Origin of the sequence: Caulobacter sp. 1776 (genome assembly GCF_040545685.1) — a bacterium.
Classification (GTDB): domain Bacteria; phylum Pseudomonadota; class Alphaproteobacteria; order Caulobacterales; family Caulobacteraceae; genus Caulobacter.
Genome location: NZ_JBEPMI010000004.1, coordinates 166060 through 190994, shown reverse-complemented (window position 1 = coordinate 190994; position 24935 = coordinate 166060). Strand labels below are relative to the sequence as shown.

At 69.0% G+C, this 24935-nt stretch carries 26 protein-coding genes and 1 pseudogene; 12 read left to right on the top strand and 15 right to left on the bottom strand.

Annotated features, from left to right (window positions below; all coding sequences use genetic code 11):
* Window positions 1–234: 234 nt before the first annotated feature.
* Window positions 235–1035 (top strand): universal stress protein, encoded by an 801-nt coding sequence (locus ABIC66_RS12170; RefSeq protein WP_354070542.1) that lies wholly within the window; start codon window positions 235–237, stop codon window positions 1033–1035.
* Window positions 1036–1523: 488 nt separating this feature from the next.
* Here the strand turns inward: ABIC66_RS12170 and ABIC66_RS12165 are convergent, their stop codons facing one another.
* Together ABIC66_RS12165 and mgtA are read right to left on the bottom strand one after the other, a co-directional pair.
* Window positions 1524–2381: a putative universal stress family protein gene (locus ABIC66_RS12165; protein WP_354070541.1), complete on the bottom strand. Its 858-nt coding sequence runs from the start codon at window positions 2379–2381 to the stop codon at window positions 1524–1526.
* A gap of 79 nt (window positions 2382–2460) precedes the next feature.
* Window positions 2461–5136 (bottom strand): magnesium-translocating P-type ATPase, encoded by a 2676-nt coding sequence (mgtA, locus tag ABIC66_RS12160; protein WP_354070540.1) that lies wholly within the window; start codon window positions 5134–5136, stop codon window positions 2461–2463.
* A gap of 479 nt (window positions 5137–5615) precedes the next feature.
* On the opposite strand from mgtA, the gene ABIC66_RS12155 reads away from it, so the two are divergent.
* Window positions 5616–5789, top strand: coding sequence for a hypothetical protein (locus ABIC66_RS12155; RefSeq protein ID WP_354070539.1), 174 nt, complete (start codon window positions 5616–5618; stop codon window positions 5787–5789).
* The gene (locus tag ABIC66_RS12150) at window positions 5782–6813 is read left to right on the top strand and encodes a lysylphosphatidylglycerol synthase transmembrane domain-containing protein (protein WP_354070538.1); all 1032 of its coding nucleotides are present in this window, start codon (window positions 5782–5784) and stop codon (window positions 6811–6813) included. The genes ABIC66_RS12155 and ABIC66_RS12150 overlap by 8 nt, the downstream gene beginning before the upstream one ends.
* 44 nt (window positions 6814–6857) lie before the next feature.
* Here ABIC66_RS12150 and ABIC66_RS12145 read toward each other — a convergent pair whose 3' ends face one another.
* Both ABIC66_RS12145 and ABIC66_RS12140 read right to left on the bottom strand, forming a co-directional pair.
* Window positions 6858–7640: an LOG family protein gene (locus ABIC66_RS12145; protein ID WP_354070537.1), complete on the bottom strand. Its 783-nt coding sequence runs from the start codon at window positions 7638–7640 to the stop codon at window positions 6858–6860.
* A 4-nt stretch (window positions 7641–7644) separates the two neighbouring features.
* Window positions 7645–7782: an NAD(P)H-dependent oxidoreductase gene (locus ABIC66_RS12140; RefSeq protein ID WP_354070536.1), complete on the bottom strand. Its 138-nt coding sequence runs from the start codon at window positions 7780–7782 to the stop codon at window positions 7645–7647.
* A gap of 124 nt (window positions 7783–7906) precedes the next feature.
* Between ABIC66_RS12140 and ABIC66_RS12135 the strand changes: the two genes are divergently transcribed.
* The 5 genes from ABIC66_RS12135 (at window position 7907) to ABIC66_RS12115 (ending at window position 13845) form a co-directional block, all read left to right on the top strand.
* Window positions 7907–8353 (top strand): host attachment protein, encoded by a 447-nt coding sequence (locus ABIC66_RS12135; protein WP_354070535.1) that lies wholly within the window; start codon window positions 7907–7909, stop codon window positions 8351–8353.
* Between the two features lie 31 nt (window positions 8354–8384).
* Entirely contained in the window at window positions 8385–10076 is a 1692-nt protein-coding gene (locus ABIC66_RS12130) for an MBL fold metallo-hydrolase (RefSeq protein WP_354070534.1), read from the top strand.
* 65 nt (window positions 10077–10141) lie between these two features.
* Window positions 10142–10471, top strand: coding sequence for a hypothetical protein (locus tag ABIC66_RS12125; RefSeq protein WP_354070533.1), 330 nt, complete (start codon window positions 10142–10144; stop codon window positions 10469–10471).
* Between the two features lie 17 nt (window positions 10472–10488).
* On the top strand, window positions 10489–12933 hold the full coding sequence (locus ABIC66_RS12120; protein WP_354070532.1) for a cation-translocating P-type ATPase: 2445 nt from the start codon (window positions 10489–10491) through the stop codon (window positions 12931–12933).
* A gap of 60 nt (window positions 12934–12993) precedes the next feature.
* Entirely contained in the window at window positions 12994–13845 is an 852-nt protein-coding gene (locus tag ABIC66_RS12115; RefSeq protein ID WP_354070531.1) for a universal stress protein, read from the top strand.
* Window positions 13846–13960: 115 nt separating this feature from the next.
* On the opposite strand, the gene ABIC66_RS12110 is transcribed toward ABIC66_RS12115, so the two are convergent.
* The 4 genes from ABIC66_RS12110 to ABIC66_RS12095 form a co-directional block, all read right to left on the bottom strand.
* A complete protein-coding gene (locus ABIC66_RS12110; protein ID WP_354070530.1) occupies window positions 13961–14428 on the bottom strand; it encodes an NUDIX domain-containing protein in 468 nt (155 codons plus the stop codon).
* Between the two features lie 163 nt (window positions 14429–14591).
* On the bottom strand, window positions 14592–15239 hold the full coding sequence (locus ABIC66_RS12105) for a BON domain-containing protein (protein WP_354070529.1): 648 nt from the start codon (window positions 15237–15239) through the stop codon (window positions 14592–14594).
* 81 nt (window positions 15240–15320) lie between these two features.
* Window positions 15321–15869, bottom strand: a complete 549-nt coding sequence (locus ABIC66_RS12100; RefSeq protein ID WP_354070528.1) for a pyridoxamine 5'-phosphate oxidase family protein — start codon at window positions 15867–15869, stop codon at window positions 15321–15323.
* Between the two features lie 31 nt (window positions 15870–15900).
* Window positions 15901–16473: a helix-turn-helix domain-containing protein gene (locus tag ABIC66_RS12095; protein ID WP_354070527.1), complete on the bottom strand. Its 573-nt coding sequence runs from the start codon at window positions 16471–16473 to the stop codon at window positions 15901–15903.
* 310 nt (window positions 16474–16783) lie between these two features.
* On the opposite strand from ABIC66_RS12095, the gene ABIC66_RS12090 reads away from it, so the two are divergent.
* From ABIC66_RS12090 to ABIC66_RS12075, 4 genes are all read left to right on the top strand, one after another.
* The gene (locus ABIC66_RS12090; RefSeq protein WP_354070526.1) at window positions 16784–17584 is read left to right on the top strand and encodes a universal stress protein; all 801 of its coding nucleotides are present in this window, start codon (window positions 16784–16786) and stop codon (window positions 17582–17584) included.
* Window positions 17585–17855: 271 nt separating this feature from the next.
* Window positions 17856–17993 carry a hypothetical protein gene (locus tag ABIC66_RS12085; protein WP_354070525.1) on the top strand — a complete coding sequence of 46 codons (138 nt, stop codon included), beginning with the start codon at window positions 17856–17858 and terminating at the stop codon, window positions 17991–17993.
* Window positions 17990–18139, top strand: a complete 150-nt coding sequence (locus ABIC66_RS12080; protein WP_354070524.1) for a hypothetical protein — start codon at window positions 17990–17992, stop codon at window positions 18137–18139. The genes ABIC66_RS12085 and ABIC66_RS12080 overlap by 4 nt, the downstream gene beginning before the upstream one ends.
* 4 nt (window positions 18140–18143) lie before the next feature.
* Window positions 18144–18740, top strand: coding sequence for a hypothetical protein (locus ABIC66_RS12075; protein WP_354070523.1), 597 nt, complete (start codon window positions 18144–18146; stop codon window positions 18738–18740).
* Between the two features lie 115 nt (window positions 18741–18855).
* Here the strand turns inward: ABIC66_RS12075 and ABIC66_RS12070 are convergent, their stop codons facing one another.
* The 7 genes and pseudogenes from ABIC66_RS12070 to ABIC66_RS12040 form a co-directional block, all read right to left on the bottom strand.
* Window positions 18856–19062, bottom strand: a complete 207-nt coding sequence (locus ABIC66_RS12070; protein ID WP_354070850.1) for a hypothetical protein — start codon at window positions 19060–19062, stop codon at window positions 18856–18858.
* A 158-nt stretch (window positions 19063–19220) separates the two neighbouring features.
* Window positions 19221–19505: pseudogene (locus ABIC66_RS12065) on the bottom strand (DUF2267 domain-containing protein); the annotation flags it as partial.
* Between the two features lie 124 nt (window positions 19506–19629).
* Entirely contained in the window at window positions 19630–20532 is a 903-nt protein-coding gene (locus ABIC66_RS12060; RefSeq protein WP_354070522.1) for a carbamate kinase, read from the bottom strand.
* Between the two features lies 1 nt (window position 20533).
* Window positions 20534–21658 (bottom strand): agmatine deiminase, encoded by a 1125-nt coding sequence (gene aguA, locus ABIC66_RS12055; protein ID WP_354070521.1) that lies wholly within the window; start codon window positions 21656–21658, stop codon window positions 20534–20536.
* Between the two features lie 49 nt (window positions 21659–21707).
* On the bottom strand, window positions 21708–23147 hold the full coding sequence (locus ABIC66_RS12050) for an APC family permease (RefSeq protein WP_354070520.1): 1440 nt from the start codon (window positions 23145–23147) through the stop codon (window positions 21708–21710).
* A gap of 4 nt (window positions 23148–23151) precedes the next feature.
* Window positions 23152–24198, bottom strand: a complete 1047-nt coding sequence (ptcA, locus tag ABIC66_RS12045; RefSeq protein ID WP_354070519.1) for a putrescine carbamoyltransferase — start codon at window positions 24196–24198, stop codon at window positions 23152–23154.
* Between the two features lie 356 nt (window positions 24199–24554).
* Window positions 24555–24809, bottom strand: a complete 255-nt coding sequence (locus ABIC66_RS12040; protein WP_354070518.1) for a hypothetical protein — start codon at window positions 24807–24809, stop codon at window positions 24555–24557.
* Window positions 24810–24935 lie beyond the last annotated feature (126 nt).

The following is a 24935-nucleotide window of genomic DNA, read 5'->3' as shown; positions in this document are numbered from 1 at the left end:
CGGGCCGATCGCGCGAAGACGCCAAGCCAAGACGGAAGGGGGCGGATCGCCGCGCGAGCCGGCCGGACACCGCGCGTGGCGCTGATCGCCGGCGGCGTGGTGATCTGCCAGGCGCTCGAGGCCGATGACCGGAGGTCCGCGGCGCCCGTCGCGTCTGCGTATAATTGCGGATGCCGGTCCCGTTGCTCGCCGTCTAGCCTCGCGCCAGCCCATGTCCCAAACCCGGAGGCGACGATGAAAACGGTCCTGCTGCTCGTGCATCAAGACGAAGGCCAGGAAGCGCGGCTGCAGGCGGCGCTGGATCTGGTCCGCGCGCTGGACGGCCACCTCAAATGTCTCGACGTCACACCCGTGATGGTCGTCGCCGGTGACGATGGCGGCGTGGCCCAGGCCATGGTCCAGGCTGAGGCGCAGAAGCTCGAAGCGGCCAATCGTATCGCCCTGACCGCGCGCCTGACACACGAGGATATCGCCTGGGACTGGAGCGACACGCGCGGCGACGTCGCCGGATGCCTGCTCGCCGCTGCCGGCTTGGCCGACCTCCTGGTGATCAACTGCAAGCGCGACAGCTTTCTGCGGGTCGAGCCGCACGCCGTAGCCAACGCGGTCGTTCTGGCCGCGCGCTGCCCCGTCGTCGCGGTTCCCGACGAGGCCCGCGGCTTCGACGTGGGCGGTCATGCCCTGGTGGCGTGGGACGGGTCCGAACCGGCGATGGCTGCCGTGCGCGCGGCCGCGCCGCTCTTGCGCAGAGCCGGATCGGTGGCGCTGTTCACTGTCGAGGACAAGGCCAAGGGCGCGTCGGCCGAGGCGGCGGCCGCCTACCTCTCGCGCCATGGCGTCCATGCCGTGATCGAGCAGGTCTCCGCGCGCGGCCAGCGTCCCGATGCGGTGATCCTGCAAGCCTGCGCCGACCAGCACGCCAGCTATTGCGTGATGGGCGCCTACGGCCACGGACGGCTGCGCGAGGACCTGTTCGGCGGCGTCACGCGCGGCATGCTCGACGCCGCGCGCCTGCCCCTGGTGTTGGCCCACTGATCGGCGCCCTGGCCAAGGCTCAGGCTCGGCCGGCCGGGAGGCGGCGGGCCTGCCACGGCGCGGTCGTCAGCACGTCTCTCGCCTCGAGGGCCATCGCACCGTAGCACGCAGGGCCCAGCGCCGTCGCGCCCGCGGCCTCCGTGGCGCGCAGCCCGGCGACAAGGGTCTGGTAGTGGAGCGCGCGGCCGCCGCGCGAGTCGACCAGACGGCTTCATGAAGCGTCAGGGCCAACCGCTTGTTGAGCCTCGGCTCCGCCAGGCAGGCAATGCGCCGCCGCTTGAGTGTCGACGGCTCCGTGAACGAATGGCGTAGGGCGTGCTTGAGCTTGTAGGCGCGCGCCGGCCCCAGGAACACACGCGACATGTGTGTGTTCAGCCGGCGCGTGGGGCCGCCTTCGCCAAAGATCTGGCCTTGGTCAGGGCCTCACCAGCCGGGCCCGGCTGGGATGGATCAAGGCGGTTATCGCGTGGCTCCCACGACGCGCCGCCCTAGTGGGCGAAAAACAGGTTGAAGGTGCGACTCTCGGCGACCAGCGAGGCGGTGACGCCGCCCAGGATGTCCTCGCGCAGGCGCGAGTGCTCGAACGCCCCGGCGATCACCAGTCCGGCGTCCCAGTTACGGGCCTGACGGACCAGGCCGTCGGCCCGCATGCCGCCGGTTTCGACGTAGATCTCGATGTCGCGCACCTGATGCAGGCGCAGATAGTCGGCCAGGCGTTCGGGGTCGGTGGTCGAGCGGTCGCTCAGCCTCAGATGTTCGGGGTCCTGCAGGATCACCACCCGGCTGGCGGGCTTGAGCAGGGGCAGGGCGGCGCGCACGGCGCGCGCGGCCGACGAACCGCCGTTCCAGGCGATCACGGCCACCGCGGAAGCTTCATCTGGCGCACTGCTGATCGCCAGGACCGGAACCCGCGCGGCGAGCAGGGCGTCCGCCACGAGGCCGCTCCACGGGCCTAGGGTCTGGAGCGTCATGCGCCCCACCACCACCAGATCGGTCAGCAACGCCAAGCGCGACAGATCAAGGCTGTGGGCCGACTGCTCCTCGACCAGCACGATGCGGCCGGCGTCTTCGCCGATGTCCAGGCCAAGCTGTTCGGTGATTTCCCGGGCCAGGGCCTCGACCCCGCGGCGCAGCGCCGCCTGGGTCGTACGCGCCGCCTCGCGCACCACCGGCGCTACCCCGAAGCCGTCGGGCCCGCCGGCCCAGTCGCCGATGACCGCCAGCGGCGGCGCCAGGACCACCTTCACCTCGCCTCGGGCGGCATGCGCCAAGGCTGCGGCCGATTGCAGGGTCAGCGCGTCGTCGGCCGCGCCAGTCAGGACCGTCAGGATGCTTGCAAAGCTCATGGGTGTTCTCCTGAAGTCAGCTTGCGCCGCCCCGTCGAGCTCACCTTGCGCTGGATCAAGACCTGATCGCCGCGCCCTCTCAAAAGCGGCTGGTCGCCGACGCCGCGCGGCAGGAGCCGCGCGGCGTCGCGGCCCATCGCGGCCAAGCCCCTAGCTCGACTGGGCCGCGGGGCGGCCGATCGCCGGTGTGGCTGGAGGGACCATCGCCAAGGGGACGCGGCGGGGACCGTGCTTGATCCAGGGCCAGGCCCTTGAGCGCCTGGGCGCAGGCCAGGTAGGCGATCACCAGCGTAAGGATGGCGCCGAGGGCTGGCAGGCTGGGCGCGGCGAACCCCAGCAGCGTGGCGAACGGAGAGAACGGCAGGACCAGGGCGCAGGCCAAGCCGCAGACGGCGCTGGCGACCAGGGCGGGGTGGGGCCGGCTGGCCAGGATCGGAGCGCTCGTACGGATGATGAAGATCACCAGGATCTGACTGGCCATGGATTCGATGAACCACGCGGCGCGAAATTGCGCGGCGCCGGCGCCGAAGACGCCGAGCAGGAGCACGAAGGTGGCGATGTCGAACACTGAGGACAACGGCCCCATGATCGCGGTGAAGCGCACAAGGCCGCGCATATCCCAGTTTCTGGGGCGCGCCAGGTCTTCGGGGTCGGCGCCGTCCAAGGGAATGCCGATCTGGGCAAGGTCGTAGATCAGGTTGTTGAGCAGCACTTGCACGGCGGTGAGCGGCAGGAACGGCAGGACTAGCGAAGCCAGGGCCATGGTCAGCATGTTGCCGAAATTGGAGCTGGTGCCCATGCGGACGTACTTCATGATGTTGGCGTGGGTCCGGCGACCTTCGAGGACGCCGTCGGCCAACACGCCGAGGTCCGGCGCCAGCAGGATCATGTCCGCCGCCTCGCGAGCCACGTCGGTGGCGCCGTCGACGGACAGACCGACATCGGCGGCCCTGATCGCCGGGGCGTCGTTGACGCCGTCGCCGAGGAACCCGACCGTGTGGCCCCGGGCGCGCAGGGCGCGGACGATCCGGGTCTTCTGATCGGGCGTCACCCGAGCGAACAGATCTACGTGACCGACCAGAACGGCCAAGGCCTGGTCATCGAGCTTGTCGATCATGTCGCCGGTGAGCAGGCCTTCGACCGGCAGGTTCAGGGCCGCGACCAGGTGCTCGACGACGGCGGCGGCGTCGCCGGAAATCACCTTGATCCGCACGCCCGCCGCCTCCAGGCGCGCGATCGCGGGGGTGGCGCTGGCCTTGGGTGGATCGACAAAGACGCAGAAGCCGAGAAAGACCAGGCTCTCGTCGCCATCCGCGCCGATCCGGTCCTGGCCCGCGGCCGGTTTGAAGGCGACGCCCAGGAGGCGAAGTCCCTGAGCCGCCTGCTCGGCCTGCAACCTTGCCAAGCGCGCCCGCAGCGCCCCATCGAGCGCGACAAGCGCGCCCGAACGGTCTTGGGCTTGCTGGCACAACGCCAGCAAGGTCTCGGGCGCGCCCTTGACGATCTCCAGCCGCGCGCCGTCGCAAAGCCGCTCGACCAGCACCGAGACGCGCCGGCGCTCGAAGTCGAACGGGCGCTCGTCCAGCTTGCGCCAGCCATCCAGGCTTCGATCGGCCTGGTGCGCCATCAAGGCTTCGTCGAGTGGGCTCTTGAGACCCGTTTCGAACGCGGCGTTGACCGCCGCCCATCGGGCCACCTGCTCGTCGTCTTCGCCATCAAGCCCCAGATGCGCGACGAGCGTGACACGCGCCTGGGTGAGGGTGCCGGTCTTGTCGGTGCAGAGAATGTCCATCTGGCCAAGGTCGTGGATCGCCGAAAGGCGCTTGACCACCACCTTTCCCGCGGCCAGCCGCTGAGCGCCGCGCGAAAGGGCCACCGTCATGATCATCGGCAGCAGTTCAGGCGTCAGGCCGACCGCCAGGGCCATGGCGAACAGGAAGGCTGGGAGGGCCGGGCGGCCCAGGGCCAGGTGCGCCAAGAGCACGAACAGCACCAGAAAGAGGGTCATGCGCACCACCAGCACCCCCAGCTGGTGCAGCCCCTGTTCGAAGGCCGTCGGCGGCTGGGCGCCGGACAAGGCCCCCGCGATCGCGCCAAGGCGAGTCCGCGCGCCCGTCGCGGCGATCAGCATGCGGCCCGCGCCGGCCACCACCGAGACGCCGTCGAACAGGGCGGCGCGCGCGTCGGCGAGGTCGGCCTGGTTCGCGGCCGGCTCCGGCGACTTTTCCACCGGGTAGGGCTCGCCCGTCAGCAGGGCCTGGTTGACCTGGAGGCCGTTGGCCTGAAGGACCACGCCGTCGGCGGGCACCAGGTCGCCAGCCGCCAACTCGACGACATCGCCAGCCACCAGCTGGCTCACGGGGATCTCGCCGCGCGCGCCGTCACGCCAGACACGGGCTCGCAAGGCCAAGGTCTGGCGCAAGGCCTCGGCCGCCGCCTGGGCTCGATGTTCCTGGACCAGGTCCAGCCCTGTCGAGGTCAGCACCACCGCGACGATGATCGCGAAACTGGCCAGGTCGCCGGTCGCCCCGGCGATGGCGGCGGCCACCAACAGGATCGCCACCAGGGGATTGGCCAGGCGACGCGCCAGGTCCGCCAGGAGATGATGGCGCCGGGCGGGCGCGATGGCGTTCGGTCCGTCTCGCGCCAGCCGCGCCTGGGCCTCAGCGGTGGAGAGGCCCTGGCGATCGCTAGCCAGGGCCTTGATCAAGGCGTCGGCGCCTAGTCGCCAAAACGCATCAGGTGTCGCGCTCATCGCCGCCAAGCCGTCGAGCGACGGGTCGCCAGCAAGGCATAGGCTCCAAAGAGCGCCGCCGCGGCAAGGGGCGAAAGCCGGGTGACGGCGCCGCCGAGGACGACAACCAATCCCAGCGGCGCCAAGGTCACGGCCCAGCCCATTGGGATTGGTCCTTGCTCGGCGAACAGGACTTGGGAAATCATCGGCAAGTTGGCGCAAGCCCAGGCTCCGGCGGCGGAAGTCAACACCGCGCCGCTCATCCAAAGCCAAACGGCCACCATGAAGTCGATGCGGCCCGCCTGGTCGCCGAGGCCGCGCCCACGAACCTCGAGTCTTTCATAATTTGTCATGGCCGAACTCCCTCGGCGGGATCCGCGTTGGAATCGAAGGATCGGTCTGGCCACGCGTGCGCCCAATTGGGAAAGCTACGTAGGTTTGCGAAGTTCTTCGGCGGCCGGGACGGCGTAAGGCTCAAGCCTTCGAGGAGATCCGTGGCCATGACCCCTTCGCGGCGGATCGACCAGACCGAGCCAAGGCCGAGCGACGCCGTCGATTTCCGCGACGTGGCGCGTATCGATCCGTGCGCGCCGCCCGCCGAGCGCCTGGTCGGTCGCCAGAAGGCCTCAAGGGCTGACCTTGGCGCGGCGCTGGGATCCTATGTCCATGACTGAAACACCGGCCCATCCCGCGCCAGGCGGCGTTTGGCGCCGGTGGCTGCTCGGTGCGGCGACGGCCGCGGCCCTGGTCTGGGCCGTCTTCCACTTCGGCGAGTTGACCGCGTTCGCCCAACTCCTCAGACGCGCCCAACCCGCTTGGCTGGCGCTTGCGCTGGCCCTGCAGATCTTAACCTATGTCAGCGTCTCGGCGGGTTGGGGCCTAGTGCTGGCGCGGGCGCGTTCGCCCCGCTCCCTGTGGGTCCTGACGCCGATCGCCGTGACCAAGCTCTTCGCCGACCAGGCCATGCCGACGGCGGGCCTTGGCGGCAACATCGTCCTGATCGACCAGTTGCGCAGATTGGGCGTTGCGCGCGGAACGGCGGTCGCGGCGCTGTTGGTGTCGTTGATCGGCTACTACCTGGCCTATGCGGCCCTAGCCTTGGTCATGTTACTTCTGCTCTGGATGCATGACCATGCCACGCCCTTGATGGTCGGCCTGGTGACGACGTTCCTTCTGGTGGCGCTCAGCGTTCCGGCCCTGGCCCTATGGTTGCGCGGGCGCGGCGGCAAGCCGCTTCCGACCGTGGTCGAGCGGATAGGGCCCGTGCGTCTGCTGCTGCAAACCTTGGGACAGGCGCCGGCCGATCTCGTCGCGGACCGTCGCTTGATCGCCGGCGTGGCGGCCTGCAACGGCCTGGTGTTTTTGATCGACGCGGCGACCCTGCTGGCCTGCCGCCTGGCCTTGGGGGGAGATGCAAGCTTCGCCACCAGCTTCATAGCGTTGATGATGGCCTCGATCGTTGCGACCCTGGGCCCTGTCCCCTTGGGCCTGGGGACCTTCGAGGCGACCTGCACGGCGACCCAGCATCTACTGGGTGTGCCGCTGGAGCAATCCTTCACCGCAACCATCGTGTTGCGCCTGTTGACCTTGTGGGCCCCGATGTTGCCTGGCTTGGCGCTGCTGCACCTCAGCCCCCGCGGTCGGCCCAATCGCTCGAGGCTCGCAGGCCGACCGTCTGGCCACCGGCGACGCTCTTGACCGCCATCGAGGCCAACTGGAGCCGCGCCCTGAGCGCTCAGGCTTCAGGGGGGGGCGACCTTCAGCCCGGCCGCCACCAGCTTGCGCCACGTCGCTTCGGCGCCGTCGGCGAACGCCAGGAGCTGCAGATCGGCGGCCTCGACCATGCCGTTGGCGACCAGGGCGTCCAGACAGATCACCGATCGCCAATAGGCCTCGTCGACCAGGACGATCGGAATCGGCGGGGCCTTGCCGGTTTGTCGTAGGGTCAGAAGCTCGAAAAGCTCGTCCAGGGTGCCAAAGCCGCCGGGAAAAACCACGAGCGCGGCCGCTCGCATGGCCAGATGCATCTTGCGCATGGCGAAATAGTGAAAGCGGAAGGTCAGCGCCGGCGTGGAATAGGGATTTGGCTGCTGCTCGCGCGGCAAGGTGATGTTGAAGCCGATCGACGGCGCGCCGACCTCATAGGCGCCCTGGTTGGCCGCTTCCATCAGGCCTGGACCACCGCCCGTGGCGATGACGTTGTCGCGCAGCCCGCCCGCCTTTCGAAGCGCCCCGCCGCGTTGGGAGGCGATCTGGCCGAAAAGCCGCGCCTGCTCGTGCCAGTACGGCTGGCGTCCCGGTCCGTCGGCGCGCGCCCGGGCGCTGCCGAACACCACAATCGTCGAGCGCACGCCAAACGCGCGCAGCGCCTCGTCGGCCTTGGTGAACTCCAGCAGGAACCGCACGCCCCGCATCGAATCGCCCAGCAAGAAGTCCTGATCCAGCGCGGCCAGGCGGTAGGAGGGCGAGGCCTGCTGCGCGAGGTTGCTCGGAAGCCCTGGCGGGTCGGAAGCTCGGTCCAGCATCGCGCTAGGTCAGGGCCGGGGCGAAGAGATCGCGAAGGATCGCGTGGTGACTGGTGGCGCGCAGATGCTCCACGCAGGTGCGCGCGATCGCCGCGCAGAAGCTGGTCGGCTCGGGGTGGGCGAGGATGACGGCGTGTTTCATGGCCAAAAGCCCTGTGAAGGGGAGGTGGCCTAGAGCCTACCCGTCGGCCTCCGGCGGGATTTGATCTGGGTCATGATTGGGGGCGGGCAGACGGGCGAAACTGGCTCGAACAGGGAGGTGCGGCATGACACCGGACACGAGAACCTTGGTGATCGTCGCCGATGGCGAGCGCGCGCGCGTCTTCGAGGAGGCGCGGCGCGGCGGTCGCCTCACCGAGCGCGCCGACTGGCTGACCGAGATCGAGGCGGCCGCCAAATCGCGGCCGCCGGTCGGGGCGGTGCACGACCGGATGGGCCACGCGCTGCACGGATTGGCGACCGAAAGCCGCGCCGACAAGGCCGCGCGGGATTTCGTGGCCCGGCTCGGCGAGCGGCTGGAGGCCCTGGTGCGCGGCGAGCGCTTCGACGCCCTCGTGATCTTCGCGCCGCCCCGCGCCCTCGGGCTGCTTCGCGCCGGTCTCAGCCCCGCCCTGCGCGCCAAGCTTCGTCACGACGCCCCGGCCGATCGGCTCAACGACACGCCCGACACCCTGCGAGACCATCTGCGCGACCTACGGTTTTCGGAAGCGTGAAACCATTCTCAATGCCTTCAAAGGCCAAGCCATGACCCCGATCCTGACGTTCCATGGCGCGGCCGGCTGCGTCACCGGCTCCTGCATGCGGCTGCAGACCGACCAGGCCACCGTGCTGATCGATTGCGGCATGTTCCAAGGCTCCAAGACCCTCAAGGCCCTGAACTACGGCCCGTTTCCGTTCGACCCGCGCGAGATCGACGCCGTGCTGCTAACCCATGCCCATGTCGACCATTCCGGTTTGCTGCCAAAACTGATGCGAGCGGGATACGAGGGTCCCATCTACGCCACCGCCGCTACGCGCGACCTGAGCGCGGTGATGCTCGTCGACGCTGGCGGAATCCAGGAAGGCGAGGTCGAGGCGCTCAATCGGCGCAATCAGCGCCGGGGCCTGTCACCGGTCGAACCGATCTACACCGCCGCCGATGGCAAGGCGATCATGCGTCAGTTCAGGAAGGTCAAGCTGAACGAAGCGGTCACCGTCGCGCCCGGCGTGGCGGCCACCTATTGGGAGGCGGGCCACATCCTGGGCGCGGCCTCCATCGCTCTGGAGATCCAGACGAACACAGGTCCGCGCAAGCTGCTGCTGTCGGGCGACATCGGCCAGGGCGGCAGTCTCTTCGTGGGCGACCCGCAAGGACCTCAGGGCGTCGACCATCTGGTCGTGGAGTCGACCTACGGCGATCGCGAACGGATCGGCGCGGACGCCGCGAGCCGGCGCGCGGCCCTGGCGCAAGAGGTCCAGGCCGCCCACGACGCCGGCGGTCCGTTGCTGATCCCCGCCTTCGCGGTCGAACGCAGCCAGGAACTGCTGGTGGATCTCTTGACCCTGATGGACGAAGGGCTGGCGCCGCGCGGCGACATCTTCCTGGATTCGCCGTTGGCCATCGAGGCCAGCAAGGTCTTCCAGGAGCGGGGATGGAATGCCCAGGTCCAGGCCAACCCCTTCGTCAGAATCCGACCGTCCGAACATTTGCACTTCCTCGACAAGCCCTGGGACAGCGACGGCCTGGAGAAGCTGTCGGGCTGGCACGTGATCCTGGCGGCCAGCGGCATGTGCGACGCGGGCCGCATCCGCAAGCATCTCAAGCGGCTGCTGTGGCGCAAGGAGGCCACCGTGCTGCTCTGCGGCTTTCAGGCCGCTGGAACCCTGGGCCGGCTGATCGCCGACGGGGCCGCGCGCGTCAGCATCCAGGGGGACGAAGTACGAGTGCGCGCCCGGGTCCGCAAGCTGGACGCCTATTCGGCCCACGCGGACGCCCGAGCGCTGGTCGCCTGGATCAAGGCGCGCGGTCCGGTCGCCGGCTCGATCTTCCTGGCGCACGGGGAACCGGAGGCCGCCGCGGGCCTCAAGCGCCGACTGATCGCCGCGGGCCTGGAGGCCGACCGCATCGTGGTTCCGGAGCTCGACCAGACCTTCACCCTGGAGGCTGGTCCTGCCGCCGAGGCGGCGCGGACCGGACGGCGCCTGCCGCCGGAAGCGGCCTCGCGTCTGGACTGGCACAACGACCGAGCCGCCTTCAATATCGCCCTCAACGCGGCTCTGCAGAGCGCGCCGGACGACACCGCCCGCGAGCGGCTGATCGCCGCCCTGCGGGCGGCGCTGCCCGATCCGGCCGACCACGTCAGCCCTCCCTCCGAGAGTCACCGGCCTGAGCGAGCATCTCAACCTCGTTCTCAGATGGATCGATCCGCCCAGGGACCGACGACCGCGCCGGCTTGACCCAGGTCAAAACCCCCGGCCCAGGGCGGGCGATGGTGAAACCCCAGCCCAACCGGAGCGAAACCATGACCCAACCCGCCGTCCGTCTCGACAAGCTTGGCCATGAAGGCGCCGACGCCTTCGCCAAGGTCTCCCATCATCTCAAGGACGTCACGGCCCAGTTGGCCGAGCAAGGCGGCGACGCCATGTCGGCCTCGGCCGTGGCTCTGGGACATGCGGCGGTCGATCTCGTCGGCGAGCTGCAGACGCGGCTTGACGCGCTGCGCGACGAGGCCCGCCGCGAGGTTCGTCGCCATCCGGTCGAAAGCCTGGCGTCGGCGTCCATCGCCGCGGCCCTGGCGGCGGCGGCCGTGGCCAGCCTGGCCACCTACGCGCTGACGCGCCGCCAAAGCTGACCGCCTCGGAGCCGCAGATGCCAGATCCGCGGCAGGGCTTGAGCGGCGAGGAGGCTGCGCGCCGGCTCGCCGCGATCGGCCCCAACCACATCGACGGTCCGCGCGGGCGCAGCTGGGTTCAGATCCTGGGCGCGACCGTGCTCGAGCCCATGTTCGGACTGCTTCTGGCGGCTTCGGCGCTCTATCTCGTGCTAGGCGACCTGGCCGAAGGCCTGGTCCTCCTGGTCGCCGCCAGCGGGACGATCCTGCAGGTCGTCCTGCAGGAGGCGCGAAGCGAACGGGCGCTCGCGGCGCTGCGCGACCTGGCCGAGCCCAGCGTCAGGGTTATTCGCGATGGCGTCGAAATGACCATTCCCGGCCGTGACCTCGTCCCGGGCGACCTGATGCTCGTGGCCGAGGGCGGCCGCGTCGCCGCCGACGGTGTCCTCGTCGAGGGCGAGGTCCTGACGATCGACGAGTCGGCCCTGACCGGGGAGTCCGTTCCGGTGATGCGGGCCCCGGCCGGGGGAGCCGAGACGCTCGAGGACAAGGTGTCGGCCGCGACACTGGTCGTCTCCGGCCAGGGCCTGGCCGAAGTGACCGCCACCGGCGCGCGCACGGCGGCCGGAGCGATTGGCCTGGCCCTGGCGCAACTCAAGCCCACGCGCGCGCCGCTGCAGGACTCGATCGCCAGGCTGGTGACCTGGCTGGGGAGCGCGGCGATCCTCTTCTGCTTGGTGGTCGTGCTGGCCTACGGGCTGGTGCGCGGCGACTGGCTCGAGGCAGGGCTGGCCGGTCTGACCTTGGCGATCGCCGTGATCCCCGAGGAATTTCCCATGGTGCTGACGGTTTTCCTGGCGCTGGGATCTTGGCGACTGGCCAAGCATAACGTCCTGGTGCGGCGCGGCGCGGCGATCGAGGCGCTGGGTCAGGCCAGCGCCCTGTGCGTCGACAAGACCGGCACCCTGACCGAGAACCGCATGCGCTTGGTGCGAATCTGGCGGGAGGGCCAGGCGCTGACGGTCGATGCGGCGGCCGCCCGGCCGGTCCTAGAGGCCGCCGCCCTGGCCAGCGCCGTGCGCCCCACCGATCCCATGGACCGGGCGATCGTGGCCCTGGCCGCGGCCAGCGAGGCCAAGCTGGAGCGGGTCTGGCCCCTGACCCCCGCGCGCCTGTCGGTGGTTCAGCGCTGGCGGCGGGGAAAGACGGTCACGCTCGCGGCCAAGGGCGCGCCGGAGACGGTCTTCGCCCTTTGCCGCATGTCGCCACAGGCGGTCCTGGCGGCGCGGTCGGCCTTGGAGAGCTTGGCCGCCGAAGGCCTTCGCGTACTGGCCGTGGCCGCCACGCAGGGCGCTCGGGCGCAGGAGGAGCCCGAGAGCGCCGGCTTGGCCCTCGTAGGCTTGATCGGCTTTTCCGATCCGTTGCGCCAGGACGCCGCGTTGGCCGTGTCTCAGGCCCGGATGGCCGGGATCAGGGTGATCATGGTGACGGGCGACTACCCGGCCACGGCTCTGCAGCTCGCGCGACAGGCGGGGCTGGAAACGGCCGGCGGCGTGCTGACGGGAGAGGACCTCGACCGTCTCGATCCGGCCGGGCTTCAGGCGGCCGTCGAGCGCGTGAGCGTGTTTGCGCGGGTGCGGCCATCCCAGAAGCTGGCCCTGGTCGAAGCGTTCAAGGCCAACGGCGAGATCGTGGCCATGACCGGCGACGGGGTCAATGACGCGCCGGCCCTCGAGGCAGCGCACATCGGCATCGCGATGGGGCGCCGCGGTACGGACGTGGCGCGCGAGGCCGCCGACCTGATCCTGCTCGACGACAGCCTGGCCTCGATCGTCGGCGGGGTGCGGCTGGGCCGGCGCATCCACGACAACCTGCGCCGCGCCCTGATCTACATCACCGCTATCCACGTGCCGATCGCCGGGATCGCCTTGATCCCCGTCCTGCTGGGCGCGGCGCCCATGCTCTATCCATTGCATGTCGTCTTTCTCGAGCTGATCATCGATCCTGTCTGCTCGCTGGTGTTCGAGGGGGAGCCGGACGATCCCCGGGCCATGGCTCGGCCGCCGGAGCCGGCTGGCCGGCCCTTGTTCGGGCCGCGCCAAATCATCCTTGGCGTCATGCAGGGTGTGGTGCTGCTGATGGCGGTGCTCGGCGTCTATTTCTGGGGGCTGGCCCAGATGAGCGCCGATCAGGCGCGCGCCGGCGCCTTCGTCGCCCTGGTCTCTGGCAACCTCAGCCTGGCGGTCACCGACGCCGCCGTCCGTGGGTCCAGACTGTTCACCGCGCGCCGCTGGGTGTTCTGGAGCATCGCCGCGCTGGCCGCGACGATCCTGGCCGCGATCCTGCTGGTCCCGGGTCTTGGCGCGCTCTTCCAGATGAGGCCGCCGCCAGCGACGGTCCTCGTCGCCAGCGTCCTGGCCGGATGCTGCGCGGCCGGTTGGGCTTGGCTGTGGCGCGCCTTGCCACGACCAGCAAAAAACTGACCGGGATCAACGCACGGCCGGGCCGGCCGGCTGAGATGACGGTGAAGTGAGGCGCCGCCAATGACCATCAAGGACATCCTGCTCCATCTGGACAGTTATCCCGAACCGACTCCCGACGCGCTGGTGGAGCAGGCCATCTGGTGGGCCCGCTACCTGCGCGCGGACGTGACGGCGCTGAACGTCGACATTCAGATCCCCGTCCACAGCAACCGGATCGCCGACTACTTGATCGGCCTGACCGAGATGGCGCGGGGCGAGGAGGAGCGTTCACGCGCGCAGGGCCGGGCGGTGCTTTCCCTGGCCGCCGATCGCGCCCTGGCCGCGAACGTGGCGTTGACCCCCCAGACTGTCCGAGGCGGCCTCTATGACCTGGCCGATCTGGTGGTGCGGGCCGGGCGGACGCACGACCTGACGATCGTGCCGCTGACGGGGAAATACGATGACCAGCAATCGGTCGCCCGCGCCGTGGTGTTCGGTTCGGGCCGTCCAAGCCTGATCCTGGGCCAGAGCGCCGTGGACGAAGCCGCGACCGGCTGCGGCCATGCGGTGATCGCTTGGGACGGGGGCGCCTGCGCCGCGCGTGCGCTTGGCGACGCTCTACCTTTGCTGACCCAGGCCGCCAGGGTCACGGTCGTGATTGTCGCGGACGACAAGCCGAGCGTCGGCTCGGACCTATCTGGCGACATCGTGCGCCACATGCGCGCCCATGGCGTCGAGCCGTCGGTGCGGACCCTATCCCGGCAAGGCCGGTCGGCCGGCGCGGTGATCGAGGCCTATGTGCGCGAAGCCGGCGCGGACCTCTTGGTCATGGGCGCCTACGGCCATTCCCGAGCGCGTGAATTCGTGCTGGGCGGGGCTACCGAGCACATCCTAGGCGCGCCCCCGTGCGCGGTTTTGATGGCCCACGCCTGAACGAGCAGGCGGGACGAAGAGAGTCGCTCCGCGCCTCGTGCACCTCAATGATCCCAGGTCTACGCAGAACCTGCCGAGGGGTTTTCCAGATCCCGCAGCCTCGATGGCGGCCGGGTCAGCCACGGGCCGCGATCCGATCCGCCGCCTCCGCCACGATCGGACGCTGTCCGGCCAGGATCTTGTCCAGGGCGGTCGCCAGATCGAAGTAGGCGACGGCGTCGACCTCGGGCGCATTGATCCATCGTCCCGAGCGCGGCGGCCACTCCAAGCGGAAGGATTCGCTGTGGAAGCCGGCCAGGTCTAGGTCGGCGTGGGCGAGCCAAGGCGTGACGATCTTGCCGCGATAGGCCGTTCGTGGCGTCAGCGCCTCCAGCGGCGCGGCGAGCGCAAGCCCCGTCTCCTCGTGGAATTCGCGCAGGGCCGCGGCCTGGGCGGTTTCTCCGGGCCCGACCAGCCCTTTGGGGATCGACCACGCGCCAACGTCGCGGTCGCGCCAGAAGGGCCCGCCGGGATGGGCCAGGAGGAATTGCGGCGCGCCAGGGTCGCCGCGCCAGACCAGGACGCCGGCTGAGTATTGCACCATCAAAGCACCTTGAAGGCCCGCGCGGCGGTGACAAGCCGTCAACACAAAGAAAGGCCGTCCCGTCGGCGGACGGAACGGCCAGGGCTCGCGCGGCGGTAAGCGTCGCACGAGCCTCCGCGGCGCCGGGGTGTGGGCTCGGACGCCGCCACCACGGCCTCGGCGTTCAGACGCCGATGGCGACGCGGTCCTCGACGGCGCTGACGCCCGGAGCGGCCCAGGCGGCGCGCTCGGCGATGTCGCGCTCGAACCAGGCCCGCACCTTGCCGTCCAGCCGCACCTTGCCGCCATCGACGGTGACGCGAATGGTGTCGGCGTCCAGGTTGGCCTGCCGCGACAGGGCGCTTTCGATGCGGCGCTTGATGTCCGAGGCTTCCAGGTGTGGCTTGACCTCGATCTGGTTGTACAGGCCGCGAACGCCCTGGATGCTGCGCACGCCGGTCTCGGCGGCCGATCGCTGGAATTGCCAGTCGACCGCTCCCGTCAGCGTCACGAAACCCTTGTCGACCTTGACCTTAACCGCGCCCGTCGGCACCGACACGTGCCAGTCGATGAGATTGGCCACGCGGCCGGCGATGGCCTCGTCCGACAAGATGTCCGAGAACACGCGGATCTGCAGGTCATCGACATAGCCGCGGACGCCCTTGACCCGCTTGACGCAGGCCTCGGCCGACATCTTCTGCAGATAGTTGGCCACGTGGCCGGTCAGCCGGACCACGCCGTTCTCGACGGTTACGCCGACGTCGGCGGCGTCAATGCTCGGCTCCCACTCAAGTTCGTCCTGCACCATTTTCTTGATCGTCTTGTCTTGCATCGTCTCGACTCCCAGTTTGGGACCTCGAAGGAGATCCTGGGCAAAGTGTGCGCCCCCTCCGTGGGACGGGTTTGACCAGGGTCAAGCTGGCGAAGGCGGGACGCCGTCGGCGCCGTGCGGCTGGGTGACGGTGGTCAATCGCCAATCGGCTTCCACCGAAAAATGCTGGGCCGCGGCGCCGACTGACTCGTAGTCGATCAGCGACACCAGCACCGGTCGCGCCTCCAGCAGCGCCACGGCGACGCCGGAGGGATGGGGTGTAAAGCGCTGGTCGTCGGGGTCCCCCCAGATGCGGCGGTTGAGCGCCTGGATACGGACCGGGTCGTTGACCTCGCTGACCCGCGCGGCCATCGACAGCCCAACCGCCGCGCCTTGGGCGTCGGTCCCCAAGGCGATGGCGACCCGGGGATCGCGGGCGATGTTGACCAGCTTCTGGCTATTACGCGCCACCACGAAGAACAGCGACAGACCTTCGGCCAGGTAGTTGACCACCGTGGCTTGCGGCCATCCGTCGGGGCGCACGGTGGCCAGGGTCATCAGCCGTCCGTGGGCCAGAATATCAAGCGCCCGGGCCTTGGCCTGCTCCGGATCGAGTGGCGCCGGGACCGCCTTGAGATCGTGACTCGACATGGGAGCCTCCCGGAACTTTCTGGCCTCGCCCTCAGGCGAGCGCCAGATGCGCTAGCCTATGCGGAGCCAGCACGCGAAAGCGTCGGCAACCGTCCAGGGCGATCACGCCATCCGCCTGCAGCTGCGTGAACATCCGCGAAACCGTCTCGATGCTTAGGCCCAGGTGGTCGGCGATGTCCTGGCGGCCCATCGGTAGCTCGCTGCAGGGGCCGGCCTGGCGCCCGGCGATCTGCGACAGGAACCCGGCGAGCTTTTCGACCGCGCTCTTGCGGGCCAGGAGCATCATATGCTCGTGGGCGCGCTCCAGCTCGCCGCCCGTGGCGCGCCAGATCAGGCGCTCCAGGCGCTCTCCGGCCTCGCCATAATGCTTGAGCGCCGAGCGCTTGGTGACCAAGATCCGGGTCGCGCCCAAGGCTTCAGCCGAGGAGCGATGCACCGGCCCCGTTTCCAGGCCGAAGAAGTCGCCCGGATAGTAGAATCCGGCGATCTGGCGACGGCCATCGCTGAGCAGGCGTGAGGCGCGCACCGCGCCACTCTGGACCTGGTAGACCATGTCGGTCTCCTCGTCCTGAGCGTAGATTTCCTCGTCGCCGGCAAAACTCATGCTGACGCCAAACGCGATGAAATCTTCTCGCGCCAGAGGCGACGCGATCGCCAAGGCGGCGCTGGAAGCTAGAAAACCTGGCATCGACATGACGGCTCTCCCTGAAACGATAAAATAGGGGTAATCCGTCCGTTAGATTTCGCCCATTGTGGACAATACCTAAGCGACTGGAGAACTTGGAAACGTCTTTCGGGAACTTTGGGTTTTTAGCACTGGCGCGCGCGATATCCGTAGAATCCCGCATTTTTGCCGTCCCTTCACGCTCGTAGGTTGGTCGCGCCAAGTCAGGCGAAGCGCCATGGAGGCCATGATGAAAACGGTATTGTTGCTGGTGCATGACGACGTGGGTCAGGAAGCTCGCCTGCAGACCGCCCTGGACCTGACCCGATCGCTCGACGGACATCTGACCTGCGTGGACGTCACGCCCACTCCCATCTTCGCCGGCGACATCGGCGGCGCGGCCCAGGCCATGGTCCTGGCCGAGGAGCGGAAGGTCGAAACGGCCAACAGGGCGACGCTTCAGACGCGCCTTTCGCAAGAGGCCGTGGCCTGGGACTGGATCGACGCCACCGGCGATTTCACCCGATGCCTGATGCAAGAGGCGGGGCTGTCGGACCTGATTGTCGTCAACAGCAAGCGCGACACCTGGCGTGACCTGGAGCCGCGAGGCGTGGTCGCCTCCATCCTGACTCAGGCGCGCTGTCCGGTCGTCGCCGCGCCCGACCATGTTCGCGGATTTGACGCCAGCGGCGCGGCCATGGTGGCCTGGGATGGCTCCGAGGCGGTGGCGACGACGCTGAGGGCCTGCGTGCCGCTGCTCAAGCTGGCGAGCTCGGTGCGCCTGTTCACCGTCGAGGACGTCGGCGAAGGCGCGTCGGCCGAGGCGGCCGCGCTTTATCTGTCCGAGCACGGGATCCACGCCGAGGTCGACCGGATGGCCGCCGACGGCGCCAAGCCCGACGATTTGATCCTGACGGCCTGCGCCGCCCTCGACATAAGCTATTGCGTGATGGGCGCGTTTGGTCACGGTCGCCTGACCGAAGAGGTGTTCGGCGGGGTTACGCGCCGCATGCTCGACGCGGCTCAGCTGCCGCTGGTGATGGGACGCTAAGGACCGCTCGCCCGACAGGGGCGGCGAGACGGCCGCAAGTTAGGGCGCCGGTCTTGGACTGGCGCCCTTCGTCGTGTCTGCTGGCTTGCCCGTGCGCGGCGAACGCCCAATGGCCGCGATGACCGGCGTGGCGGGCCTGATCCTGGGCGCGGCGTTCCGGAGGGCGAGCGGCCCCCCGTCGCTGACGCTTTTCCAGGCCGCTTTTGCTCCGCGTCAAGTTTGCCCCCGGGCAAGGAGCGGACACTGATCTTCCAAACCGGAGGCGTGACCCATGAGCATGCTGCAATCGAGCTTTTTCGTCCTGGACGTGATCGGCGTGGTGACGCTGATCATCGCTGTGTCCCTGACGTCCGTCGTGGCCGCCTGCGGCGACGGCCCGGTGATGCGCCGGCCAAGGGGGCGTCGATGAACCGCTCGCCCAACCCGGTTCCCTGGGGCGCCGTCGTCGGCGTCCTGGTCATCCTCGGAATCGCTAGCCTGGCCAGCTGCCAGTCCCTGCGGCGGCTGAAGCCGCCCTATCATGAACCGGCCGTCGCGCCGCTCGACCGGCGTTAGCGCGATGCAAAGCAAGCCCTCGATCGCGCGCGCCCCAGCCGGGTCCGGCTACGGCTGGGCGCGGGGCCTGGCCCGCCGCGCGCGCCGCGCCAGGCCCTTCGATGGCCAAGGCCGGTGGCGCTGGCTGTTTCCCGTCTTGGCCCTGGCCGGACCGCTGGCGGGCGAGGCGGCGGGGGAGTTCCTGCCGGGCTGTCTGTTGTTTGGCGCGGTCGTTGGACTGTGGCGGGCCCATCGAACGGGCGCGGTCTGGTCGGTCCTGGTCTGGTGCGTGGTCACCGGGGGCTTCGCCACGGCCCTGGTGTTAGTCGAGGTTCCCGATATTCCGCTGTTCCTGCTCCCCCTCGGCGCCTGCGTGACCGCGGTTCTCCAGGCCTTCGCGCTGCTGATGATCGGTGCGCCGGCGACCATCGCCGGATGGTCGGCGCGTGGCATGTTGCTGGCCGCCCTGGCTGGACCGGCGGCCTTGGCGCTGCTGGCCGTCGACGGGGTCCCGGCCTGGGAAGCGATCGCGCCGAGCCTGGCCGTCAGCCTAAACCTCGCCGCGCTCCCTTTGGCCTTGCTGGCGCGTCGACGGGCGGGCGCTTCGATCGTGCGTCCTTAAGGCCGAAGGCCCGCAGCTGCCCACTCGGCGCTTTTGGGCGTTGGACGGACCGGCCCTGTCAAAGGTTAGCGGGCGCCTCGATCGATCCCGGAATTCAGGCCGCGAATAAAGGCGGTCACATCGGCGATCCGGTGGCGGTGAGAGGCTTGCGGGCCATGCGATAGTGGCCGCCCTGGGCAATGGCCTCAAGCTCCCAGTCCAGCCGCCATTCGCGGTATCGGCCCGCGATCGCGACGAGGTCGGGCGTGGGGGTGGCCGGCTGCGCGCCTTGAGCCCCAATGACGTGGCGGACCAACGCCCCGCCGGGAACGAAGGGCCCCATATCACAGCCTGGCCAGGCTTTGCGGCCACAAGGTCCGCAACGGCACAGGCAGTTGACGCAACACCTTGACCAGCAAGGCCTCGTCCATCAGGCGCGACCAGCGCGCGAAAGACACCCATCGCGGCGCTTTCTGTCTCGATGGCGAAGTCCTCGGGAAGGGTCATCTCGATGCGCGAGAGGAACTCGGCGACATGATGGTCCTTCGTCGGCGTCAGCGCCGGGCGCCAGCCTTCGGTGAACACGCCCCGCAGCAGCATCGGCAACTGGGCGGCGAAGTTAATCGCCGCCTCGGGCGACAGCCGGTCGCGCAACGCATGCAACGTGGCGCGCAGGATCTGATAAGCCTGATGCTGGTCGCAGGGCGACAGCTCCGCGGCCACCGCCTTGAGCCAGGCGTGGGTTTCCGCAAGGGTGGTGTCGAAAACTTCAAGGTGGTCGCTCATGGCTGCTCTCCAGCAAGAACCATCGAAGCCTGGCCCATTCCACCGCTGAGGCGTTGCGCCAGATCAAGGCGTCACCCTGAAAGACAGCCGCCCTGGCATTCGGCCCGTTGCGCCAACGGCCTGGTCAGGCGACCAGTCTAGTCCCGCTCGTTCCGTCCAACAGGCCGGCCAGATCGTCCAGCGCCCCGATCAGCACGTCGTGGCCGGTGGCCTCGATGAACTGCCGGGCGGCGCGGACCTTGGGTCTCATCGACCCCTCCGCGAACGCGGATTCCACGAGATCGGCGGCGCGGACCTCCCTCAGCGCCGTGGGCGCGGGGCCGCCCCATCCGCCATAGATCGCATCGACATCGGTCAGGATGATCAGCCGGTCGGCGCCAAGACGGATCGCCAGAAGGGCGGCTACCAGATCCTTGTCGATCACCGCCTCGACGCCGCGCAGGCCGCCAGCTTCGTCCCGGGTCACCGGCGTCCCGCCGCCGCCCGCGCAGATCACCAGGGCGCCGTCGGCCACCAGCGCCTCGATCGTCGCCTGCTCGACGACCTCCAGCGGCGCGGGCGAGGCGACCACGCGGCGCTGACCCGCGCCGTCCATCGTGAACGACCAGCCGCGCGCCGCGGCGAGGGACAAGGCCTGGTCCTGCGGATAGATCGGGCCGATCGGCTTGGTCGGGCGAGCGAAGGCCGCGTCCTTGCCGTCGACCAGCGTCTGGGTCAGCAGGCCGATGATCGCGCGCTGGGGATCGGCCGCGCCCAGCGCCTGGGCCAGGAGATAGCCAATCATGCCCTGGGCCTCGGCGCCCAAGACATCGAGTGGATAGGCAGGGACCTCGGCATAGGCCAGGGCTTGCAACGCCAGAAGGCCGATCTGCGGGCCGTTGCCGTGCACCAGGGCGGTCTCCACGCCTTCGCAGGCGCGGACCAGCGGGCCGGCGGCCTGGGCGATGTTGCGCCTGTGGTTCTCCGCCGACGCGATCTCGCCGCGCTTGAGCAAGGCGTTGCCGCCAAGGGCGATGACCTGGCGCATCCTAGGCACGCCCCGCGTTAGTCACTGATCCGCCGCCGGCGGGCTCCTGCTGGGTGATGCAATGAATATTGCCGCCGCCCAGCAGGATCTCGCGCGCCGCCACGGGCAGGATTCTGCGATCGGGAAACAGCTTGGCCAGGAGCGCTTGAGCGGGGGCGTCCTGAGGGTCGTCGAAGGCCGGAACCACCACCACGCCGTTGGCAATGTAGAAGTTGACGTACGAGGCCGCCATCCGGTCGCCGGCCTGCCGCGGCAGTGTGCCGGGCACGTGGTCCACGCCCGCGGCTTCCTCGGCAGTGATCGTCACGGGCGCGGGCTGGCGTAGCTTGTGAACCCGCAAGGATCGGCCCTGGGCGTCCCGCGCGCGGGTCAAGATCTCGAGCGCCGCCGCCGAGCGGGCCCACTGAGGGTCCGTCATGTCGTCGGTCCAGGTCAGGACCACCTCGCCAGGCGCCACGAAACGGCAGAGATTGTCGACGTGGCCGTCGGTCTCGTCGAGATAGACGCCCTGGTCGAGCCAGATCACCGTCTCGACTCCCAGGTAGTCGCGCAGGCGTTGTTCGATCTCACCCTCTCCGAGGCCGGGGTTACGATTGGCGTTGAGAAGGCATTCGCGGGTGGCCAGGACCGCGCCTTGCCCGTCCACGTCGATGGAGCCGCCCTCGAGAATGAAGTCCGGCCCGTAGCGATCGTCGCGCTCCAGCTCGATGACCTTCTCGCCGACGAGGTCGTCCTGATCCCAGGGGAAGTAGAGCCCGCCAATCAGCCCGCCCCAGGCGTTGAACTTCCAGTCGACGCCGCGCACGCAACCGGCCGCGTCGATCACGAAGGTTGGGCCGCAATCTCGGATCCAGCTGTCGTCGCTGGTCATCTCCACCACGCGCACCGCCGGGACAAGCATTTCGCGGGCGATGACGTACTGCGCCGGCGAGACGCAGACGGTGACGGGTTCGCCCTGAACGATCGCCGCGGCCACGGCGGCGAAGGCATGCTGCGCCGGCTTGGCGCCGCCCCGCCAATTGTCCGAACGCTCGGGCCAGAGCATCCAGCAGCCGGCATGGGGCTCCCACTCGGCGGGCATGTGAAAGCCGTCGGCGCGCGGCGTCGTGGTCAGAAGGCGGCTCATGGAAGGACTTGTCCGTTCGCGGGCTGTTGGTCGGAGCGCGCTTGGCCGCTCAGGCGGGCGGGGTTTGGGGCCGGGGCGGCGGCGGCGTCGCGGCGCGGCGATTGGTTTTCATCGCGCCGATCACCCCTTCTCCGATCACCAGGGTAAGGGCGATCCCGCCCAGGATCGGGCCGGTCTTGCTCCAGTCGACCGCCACGCCGGGAACCCAGAGGAAGAAGACGATGGCCTGGACGATGAACAGGGTGCACACGACCGCCAGGATCCAGGCGCCCAAGGCGCCGCCGGGGACACGATAGGGGCGGGGCGTGAGCGCATCCTTGCGTCGAAGGCGCAGAAAGGCCGGAAAGAGCGCCAGATAAGGCAGCAGGAAGATCACCGAGCTGAACGCGAACAAGGACCAAAACAGATCCTCGGCGCTCCGGGCCAGCACCCCGTAGGCGATGATGACGCCGGTCGAGACCAGGCCCGTGAGCACATAGGCCCCGACCGGAGTCTGGTTGGATTTGCGCAACAGGCCGAACACCTTGGGCAGCTCGCCATCGGCGGCGGCGGCTTGCGCGGCGCGGTTGGCCCCCATGGACCAGGTCACGAGGTTGGCCAGGATCGTGAACACCGCCGCGACACCCAGCACGATGATGATGACGTCGAGCGCTGGCGCGCCGGCGAGCAGGGCTCGCAAGGTGTCGAGGAGGCCCTTGATCAGGCCAATGTCGGCGATCGGCAGCGCCACAAGGATGCCGAAGGTGGCCAGAAGATAGAAGGCCGAGATCAGCAGGCCGGCGGTGATCACCGCGATGGGGATGTCCCGTCCCGGATTGCGCATTTCCTCGCCGGCCCCGGAGACGAGCTCAAAGCCCATGAAATTGTAGACGATGACCGGAAGAAAGCCCAAGCCGGCGTCCCAACGCGGCGTCAGGCTGGACCAGGACAGATCATTGGCCGCGCCGCGCGTGAACAGGACATAGAGTCCCGCGCCGCCGATTAGCAGCATGATCGCCGCCTTGATGAAGGCTCCAAGGTTGGGCACCCACTTGGCGGCCGACAGCCTGGTGATCCCGATCAGTACGGTCAGCCAGGTCGCTACGATCCCGATCAGGATCTTGCTCCACAGGCCCATCTCCACGCCCGTGATCTGCGAGATCAGGCCGGCCAAAAGGATATAGCCCGAGGGCATCCACAGGGCGACGTTGACCCAATAATACCAGGTGGCGCGGGCCGCCCAGCGGTCGCCAAACGCGCGGCGGATCCAGGTCTGGATCCCGCCTTCGCCCGGATAGGCCGCGCCGAGCTCCGCGGCGATCAGGCCATAGGGAATGAAGAAAAGGCCGAAGGTTATGACCCACCAACTCAGGGCCGAGGCGCCGATCGCCGCCGAGGCGGCCAAGGTGTCGATCACCAGGATCGCGCACACGGTGAAGAGGGTGACATCGAACAGACCCATGACCCGCGCGAAGCGCGGGCGGGCTCGAGCGGAGGAAGGCTCGGTCATGGCTTCAATCCTCATGCTGCGTGGCGGGCGTTTCAGCGCCCGCCAGTCTGTGGTCATGCAGGAAAGCGCCCAGCGCGTGGGCGTATTGCGCCGATCGCCGGGCCGAGGGGATTTTGAGGTGAGGCCGCACGAACGCTACGAGGATGGCCTTCTCGGCGTGCAGTCGGTTCTCGGCCTGGTCGTAGATGATCGACCTTGGGCCATCCATCACCGCATCGGTGACCTCGACGCCGCGAGAGGCCGGCAGGCAATGCATGAACTTGGCGTGCGGCGAGGCTTTGTCCAGCAAGGCGGCGGTGATCTGATACGCCGGCATGAACGCGGCCGTCCGGTCGGGGATCTCGGCCTCCTGGCCAATCCACCACCAAAGATCGGTGTAGACGAAATCGGCCCCGGCGACGGCGGCCACCGGGTCGTCCGTGGTCCAGAACCGGCCGCCAGATTGCGCGCAATTGGCTCTCGCGACCGATTGCCAAGCGTCCGGCGCCTGATAGCGGGGCGGCGCGCAGTGCACGAACTCCATGCCGATCTGGGTGCAGATCATCATCAGCGAGGAGCAGACGTTGGTCGCGTCGCCGATGAAGGCCACCTTGAGGGCTTCAAGCGCCTTTCCGGGTGGGCGGTGCTCGCGCATGGTGAAAAGATCGCAGAGCACCTGGGTGGGATGATTGTAGTCCGTCAGGCCGTTGATCACGGGCACGCTGGCGTAGCGGGCGAGCTCGGTGACCGTAGCGTGCTTGAGCGTGCGGGCCTCGATCGCATCGACCATGCGGCTAATCACGCGCGCGGAGTCCTTGATGCTTTCGCGCACGCCCAAATGTATCTCGCCGGGTTTCAGATAAAGCGCGTGGCCGCCAAGCTTGGTCATGGCCACCTCGAACGAGATGCGCGTGCGCGTCGAGGGCTCCTCGAAAATCATGCCCAGGGACGCGCCGGCGAGCAGGGGCGGAAGGGCGCCTTCGCGGTCCGCCGTCTTCAGAAGACCGATCAAGTCCATGAGCCACACGAGCTCAGCCTTGGAGAAGTCCTGGGTATCGATGAAGTGGCGCACGGCGAGGCTCGCATGAAGATTTCTACCCAGCCTAGGCCGGCCAAGACGTCGCGGACTGATCTGGATCAAACGGCCGAGTCTCTGTGCGCCGCTCACACCACGGCCCTGGCCCGCATGACCGGACCCTGCGCCGTCCGTGATCTGGCCGGTCGCCGCCGGAAGCGCGCTCACACACGGGGCGCGAGCGCGGTTCGGCCGACCCCTTCCGCGGCCGCGGACCGCTCTCTGGCGTACGGGATGGTGGCGCTAGGGCCGAGACGGCGCGGTCGGCGAGAGGCCGGCTGGGGCCTCCGCGCAGGCCGCAGCGCGATAGGCGCCGGATCACCGCTTGGTTGGGACGGTACCGCTGGCGCGGGTCAGGCGTCATTCAAAAGCGGCGCCGAAACGCCCGCGGCGCGCAGGCGCGTCGCCGCCAAGCGATCGCCGAGGCTCAAACTGTCATCGAGGAGCTGGGCTCCGGCCTCGAAGACCGCGAGCGGACTGGCGGCCTGTGTCAGGCGCGTGAGATAATCGACCCAGGCTTCGCAGGCGCAGGCCCACGCATGACAGGATTCGTCCAGCACTTCGGAACCGGTGATTGCGCGTTCCGCGTCGGCGGTGTCTCGGGACATGGCGATCTCCATTCGCGGGTCCAGCTTCGCATCGTCGTCGAACGCGCGGCTTGACGCAGGTCAACGCCGCCGGACCAACGCCGGACGGACTCACGGGCTGCCGCGCGATCGTCGATGGTCATTCTG

Excerpts from the sequence above, each read along its gene's own strand:
- ABIC66_RS12130 (WP_354070534.1), top strand. The coding sequence starts at position 8,385 with ATGACCCCGATCCTGACGTTCCATGGCGCGGCCGGCTGCGTCACCGGC.
- ABIC66_RS12040 (WP_354070518.1), bottom strand. The coding sequence starts at position 24,809 with ATGTCCCGAGACACCGCCGACGCGGAACGCGCAATCACCGGTTCCGAA.
- ABIC66_RS12110 (WP_354070530.1), bottom strand. The coding sequence starts at position 14,428 with ATGGTGCAATACTCAGCCGGCGTCCTGGTCTGGCGCGGCGACCCTGGC.
- ABIC66_RS12060 (WP_354070522.1), bottom strand. The coding sequence starts at position 20,532 with ATGCGCCAGGTCATCGCCCTTGGCGGCAACGCCTTGCTCAAGCGCGGC.
- ABIC66_RS12050 (WP_354070520.1), bottom strand. The coding sequence starts at position 23,147 with ATGACCGAGCCTTCCTCCGCTCGAGCCCGCCCGCGCTTCGCGCGGGTC.
- ABIC66_RS12100 (WP_354070528.1), bottom strand. The coding sequence starts at position 15,869 with ATGTCGAGTCACGATCTCAAGGCGGTCCCGGCGCCACTCGATCCGGAG.
- ABIC66_RS12170 (WP_354070542.1), top strand. The coding sequence starts at position 235 with ATGAAAACGGTCCTGCTGCTCGTGCATCAAGACGAAGGCCAGGAAGCG.
- ABIC66_RS12095 (WP_354070527.1), bottom strand. The coding sequence starts at position 16,473 with ATGAGTTTTGCCGGCGACGAGGAAATCTACGCTCAGGACGAGGAGACC.
- ABIC66_RS12150 (WP_354070538.1), top strand. The coding sequence starts at position 5,782 with ATGACTGAAACACCGGCCCATCCCGCGCCAGGCGGCGTTTGGCGCCGG.
- ABIC66_RS12140 (WP_354070536.1), bottom strand. The coding sequence starts at position 7,782 with ATGAAACACGCCGTCATCCTCGCCCACCCCGAGCCGACCAGCTTCTGC.
- ABIC66_RS12090 (WP_354070526.1), top strand. The coding sequence starts at position 16,784 with ATGAAAACGGTATTGTTGCTGGTGCATGACGACGTGGGTCAGGAAGCT.
- ABIC66_RS12135 (WP_354070535.1), top strand. The coding sequence starts at position 7,907 with ATGACACCGGACACGAGAACCTTGGTGATCGTCGCCGATGGCGAGCGC.
- ABIC66_RS12075 (WP_354070523.1), top strand. The coding sequence starts at position 18,144 with ATGCAAAGCAAGCCCTCGATCGCGCGCGCCCCAGCCGGGTCCGGCTAC.
- ABIC66_RS12105 (WP_354070529.1), bottom strand. The coding sequence starts at position 15,239 with ATGCAAGACAAGACGATCAAGAAAATGGTGCAGGACGAACTTGAGTGG.
- ABIC66_RS12115 (WP_354070531.1), top strand. The coding sequence starts at position 12,994 with ATGACCATCAAGGACATCCTGCTCCATCTGGACAGTTATCCCGAACCG.
- ABIC66_RS12165 (WP_354070541.1), bottom strand. The coding sequence starts at position 2,381 with ATGAGCTTTGCAAGCATCCTGACGGTCCTGACTGGCGCGGCCGACGAC.
- ABIC66_RS12080 (WP_354070524.1), top strand. The coding sequence starts at position 17,990 with ATGAACCGCTCGCCCAACCCGGTTCCCTGGGGCGCCGTCGTCGGCGTC.
- ABIC66_RS12070 (WP_354070850.1), bottom strand. The coding sequence starts at position 19,062 with ATGGGGCCCTTCGTTCCCGGCGGGGCGTTGGTCCGCCACGTCATTGGG.
- ABIC66_RS12145 (WP_354070537.1), bottom strand. The coding sequence starts at position 7,640 with ATGCTGGACCGAGCTTCCGACCCGCCAGGGCTTCCGAGCAACCTCGCG.
- ABIC66_RS12085 (WP_354070525.1), top strand. The coding sequence starts at position 17,856 with ATGAGCATGCTGCAATCGAGCTTTTTCGTCCTGGACGTGATCGGCGTG.
- ABIC66_RS12120 (WP_354070532.1), top strand. The coding sequence starts at position 10,489 with ATGCCAGATCCGCGGCAGGGCTTGAGCGGCGAGGAGGCTGCGCGCCGG.
- ABIC66_RS12125 (WP_354070533.1), top strand. The coding sequence starts at position 10,142 with ATGACCCAACCCGCCGTCCGTCTCGACAAGCTTGGCCATGAAGGCGCC.
- aguA (WP_354070521.1), bottom strand. The coding sequence starts at position 21,658 with ATGAGCCGCCTTCTGACCACGACGCCGCGCGCCGACGGCTTTCACATG.
- mgtA (WP_354070540.1), bottom strand. The coding sequence starts at position 5,136 with ATGAGCGCGACACCTGATGCGTTTTGGCGACTAGGCGCCGACGCCTTG.
- ABIC66_RS12155 (WP_354070539.1), top strand. The coding sequence starts at position 5,616 with ATGACCCCTTCGCGGCGGATCGACCAGACCGAGCCAAGGCCGAGCGAC.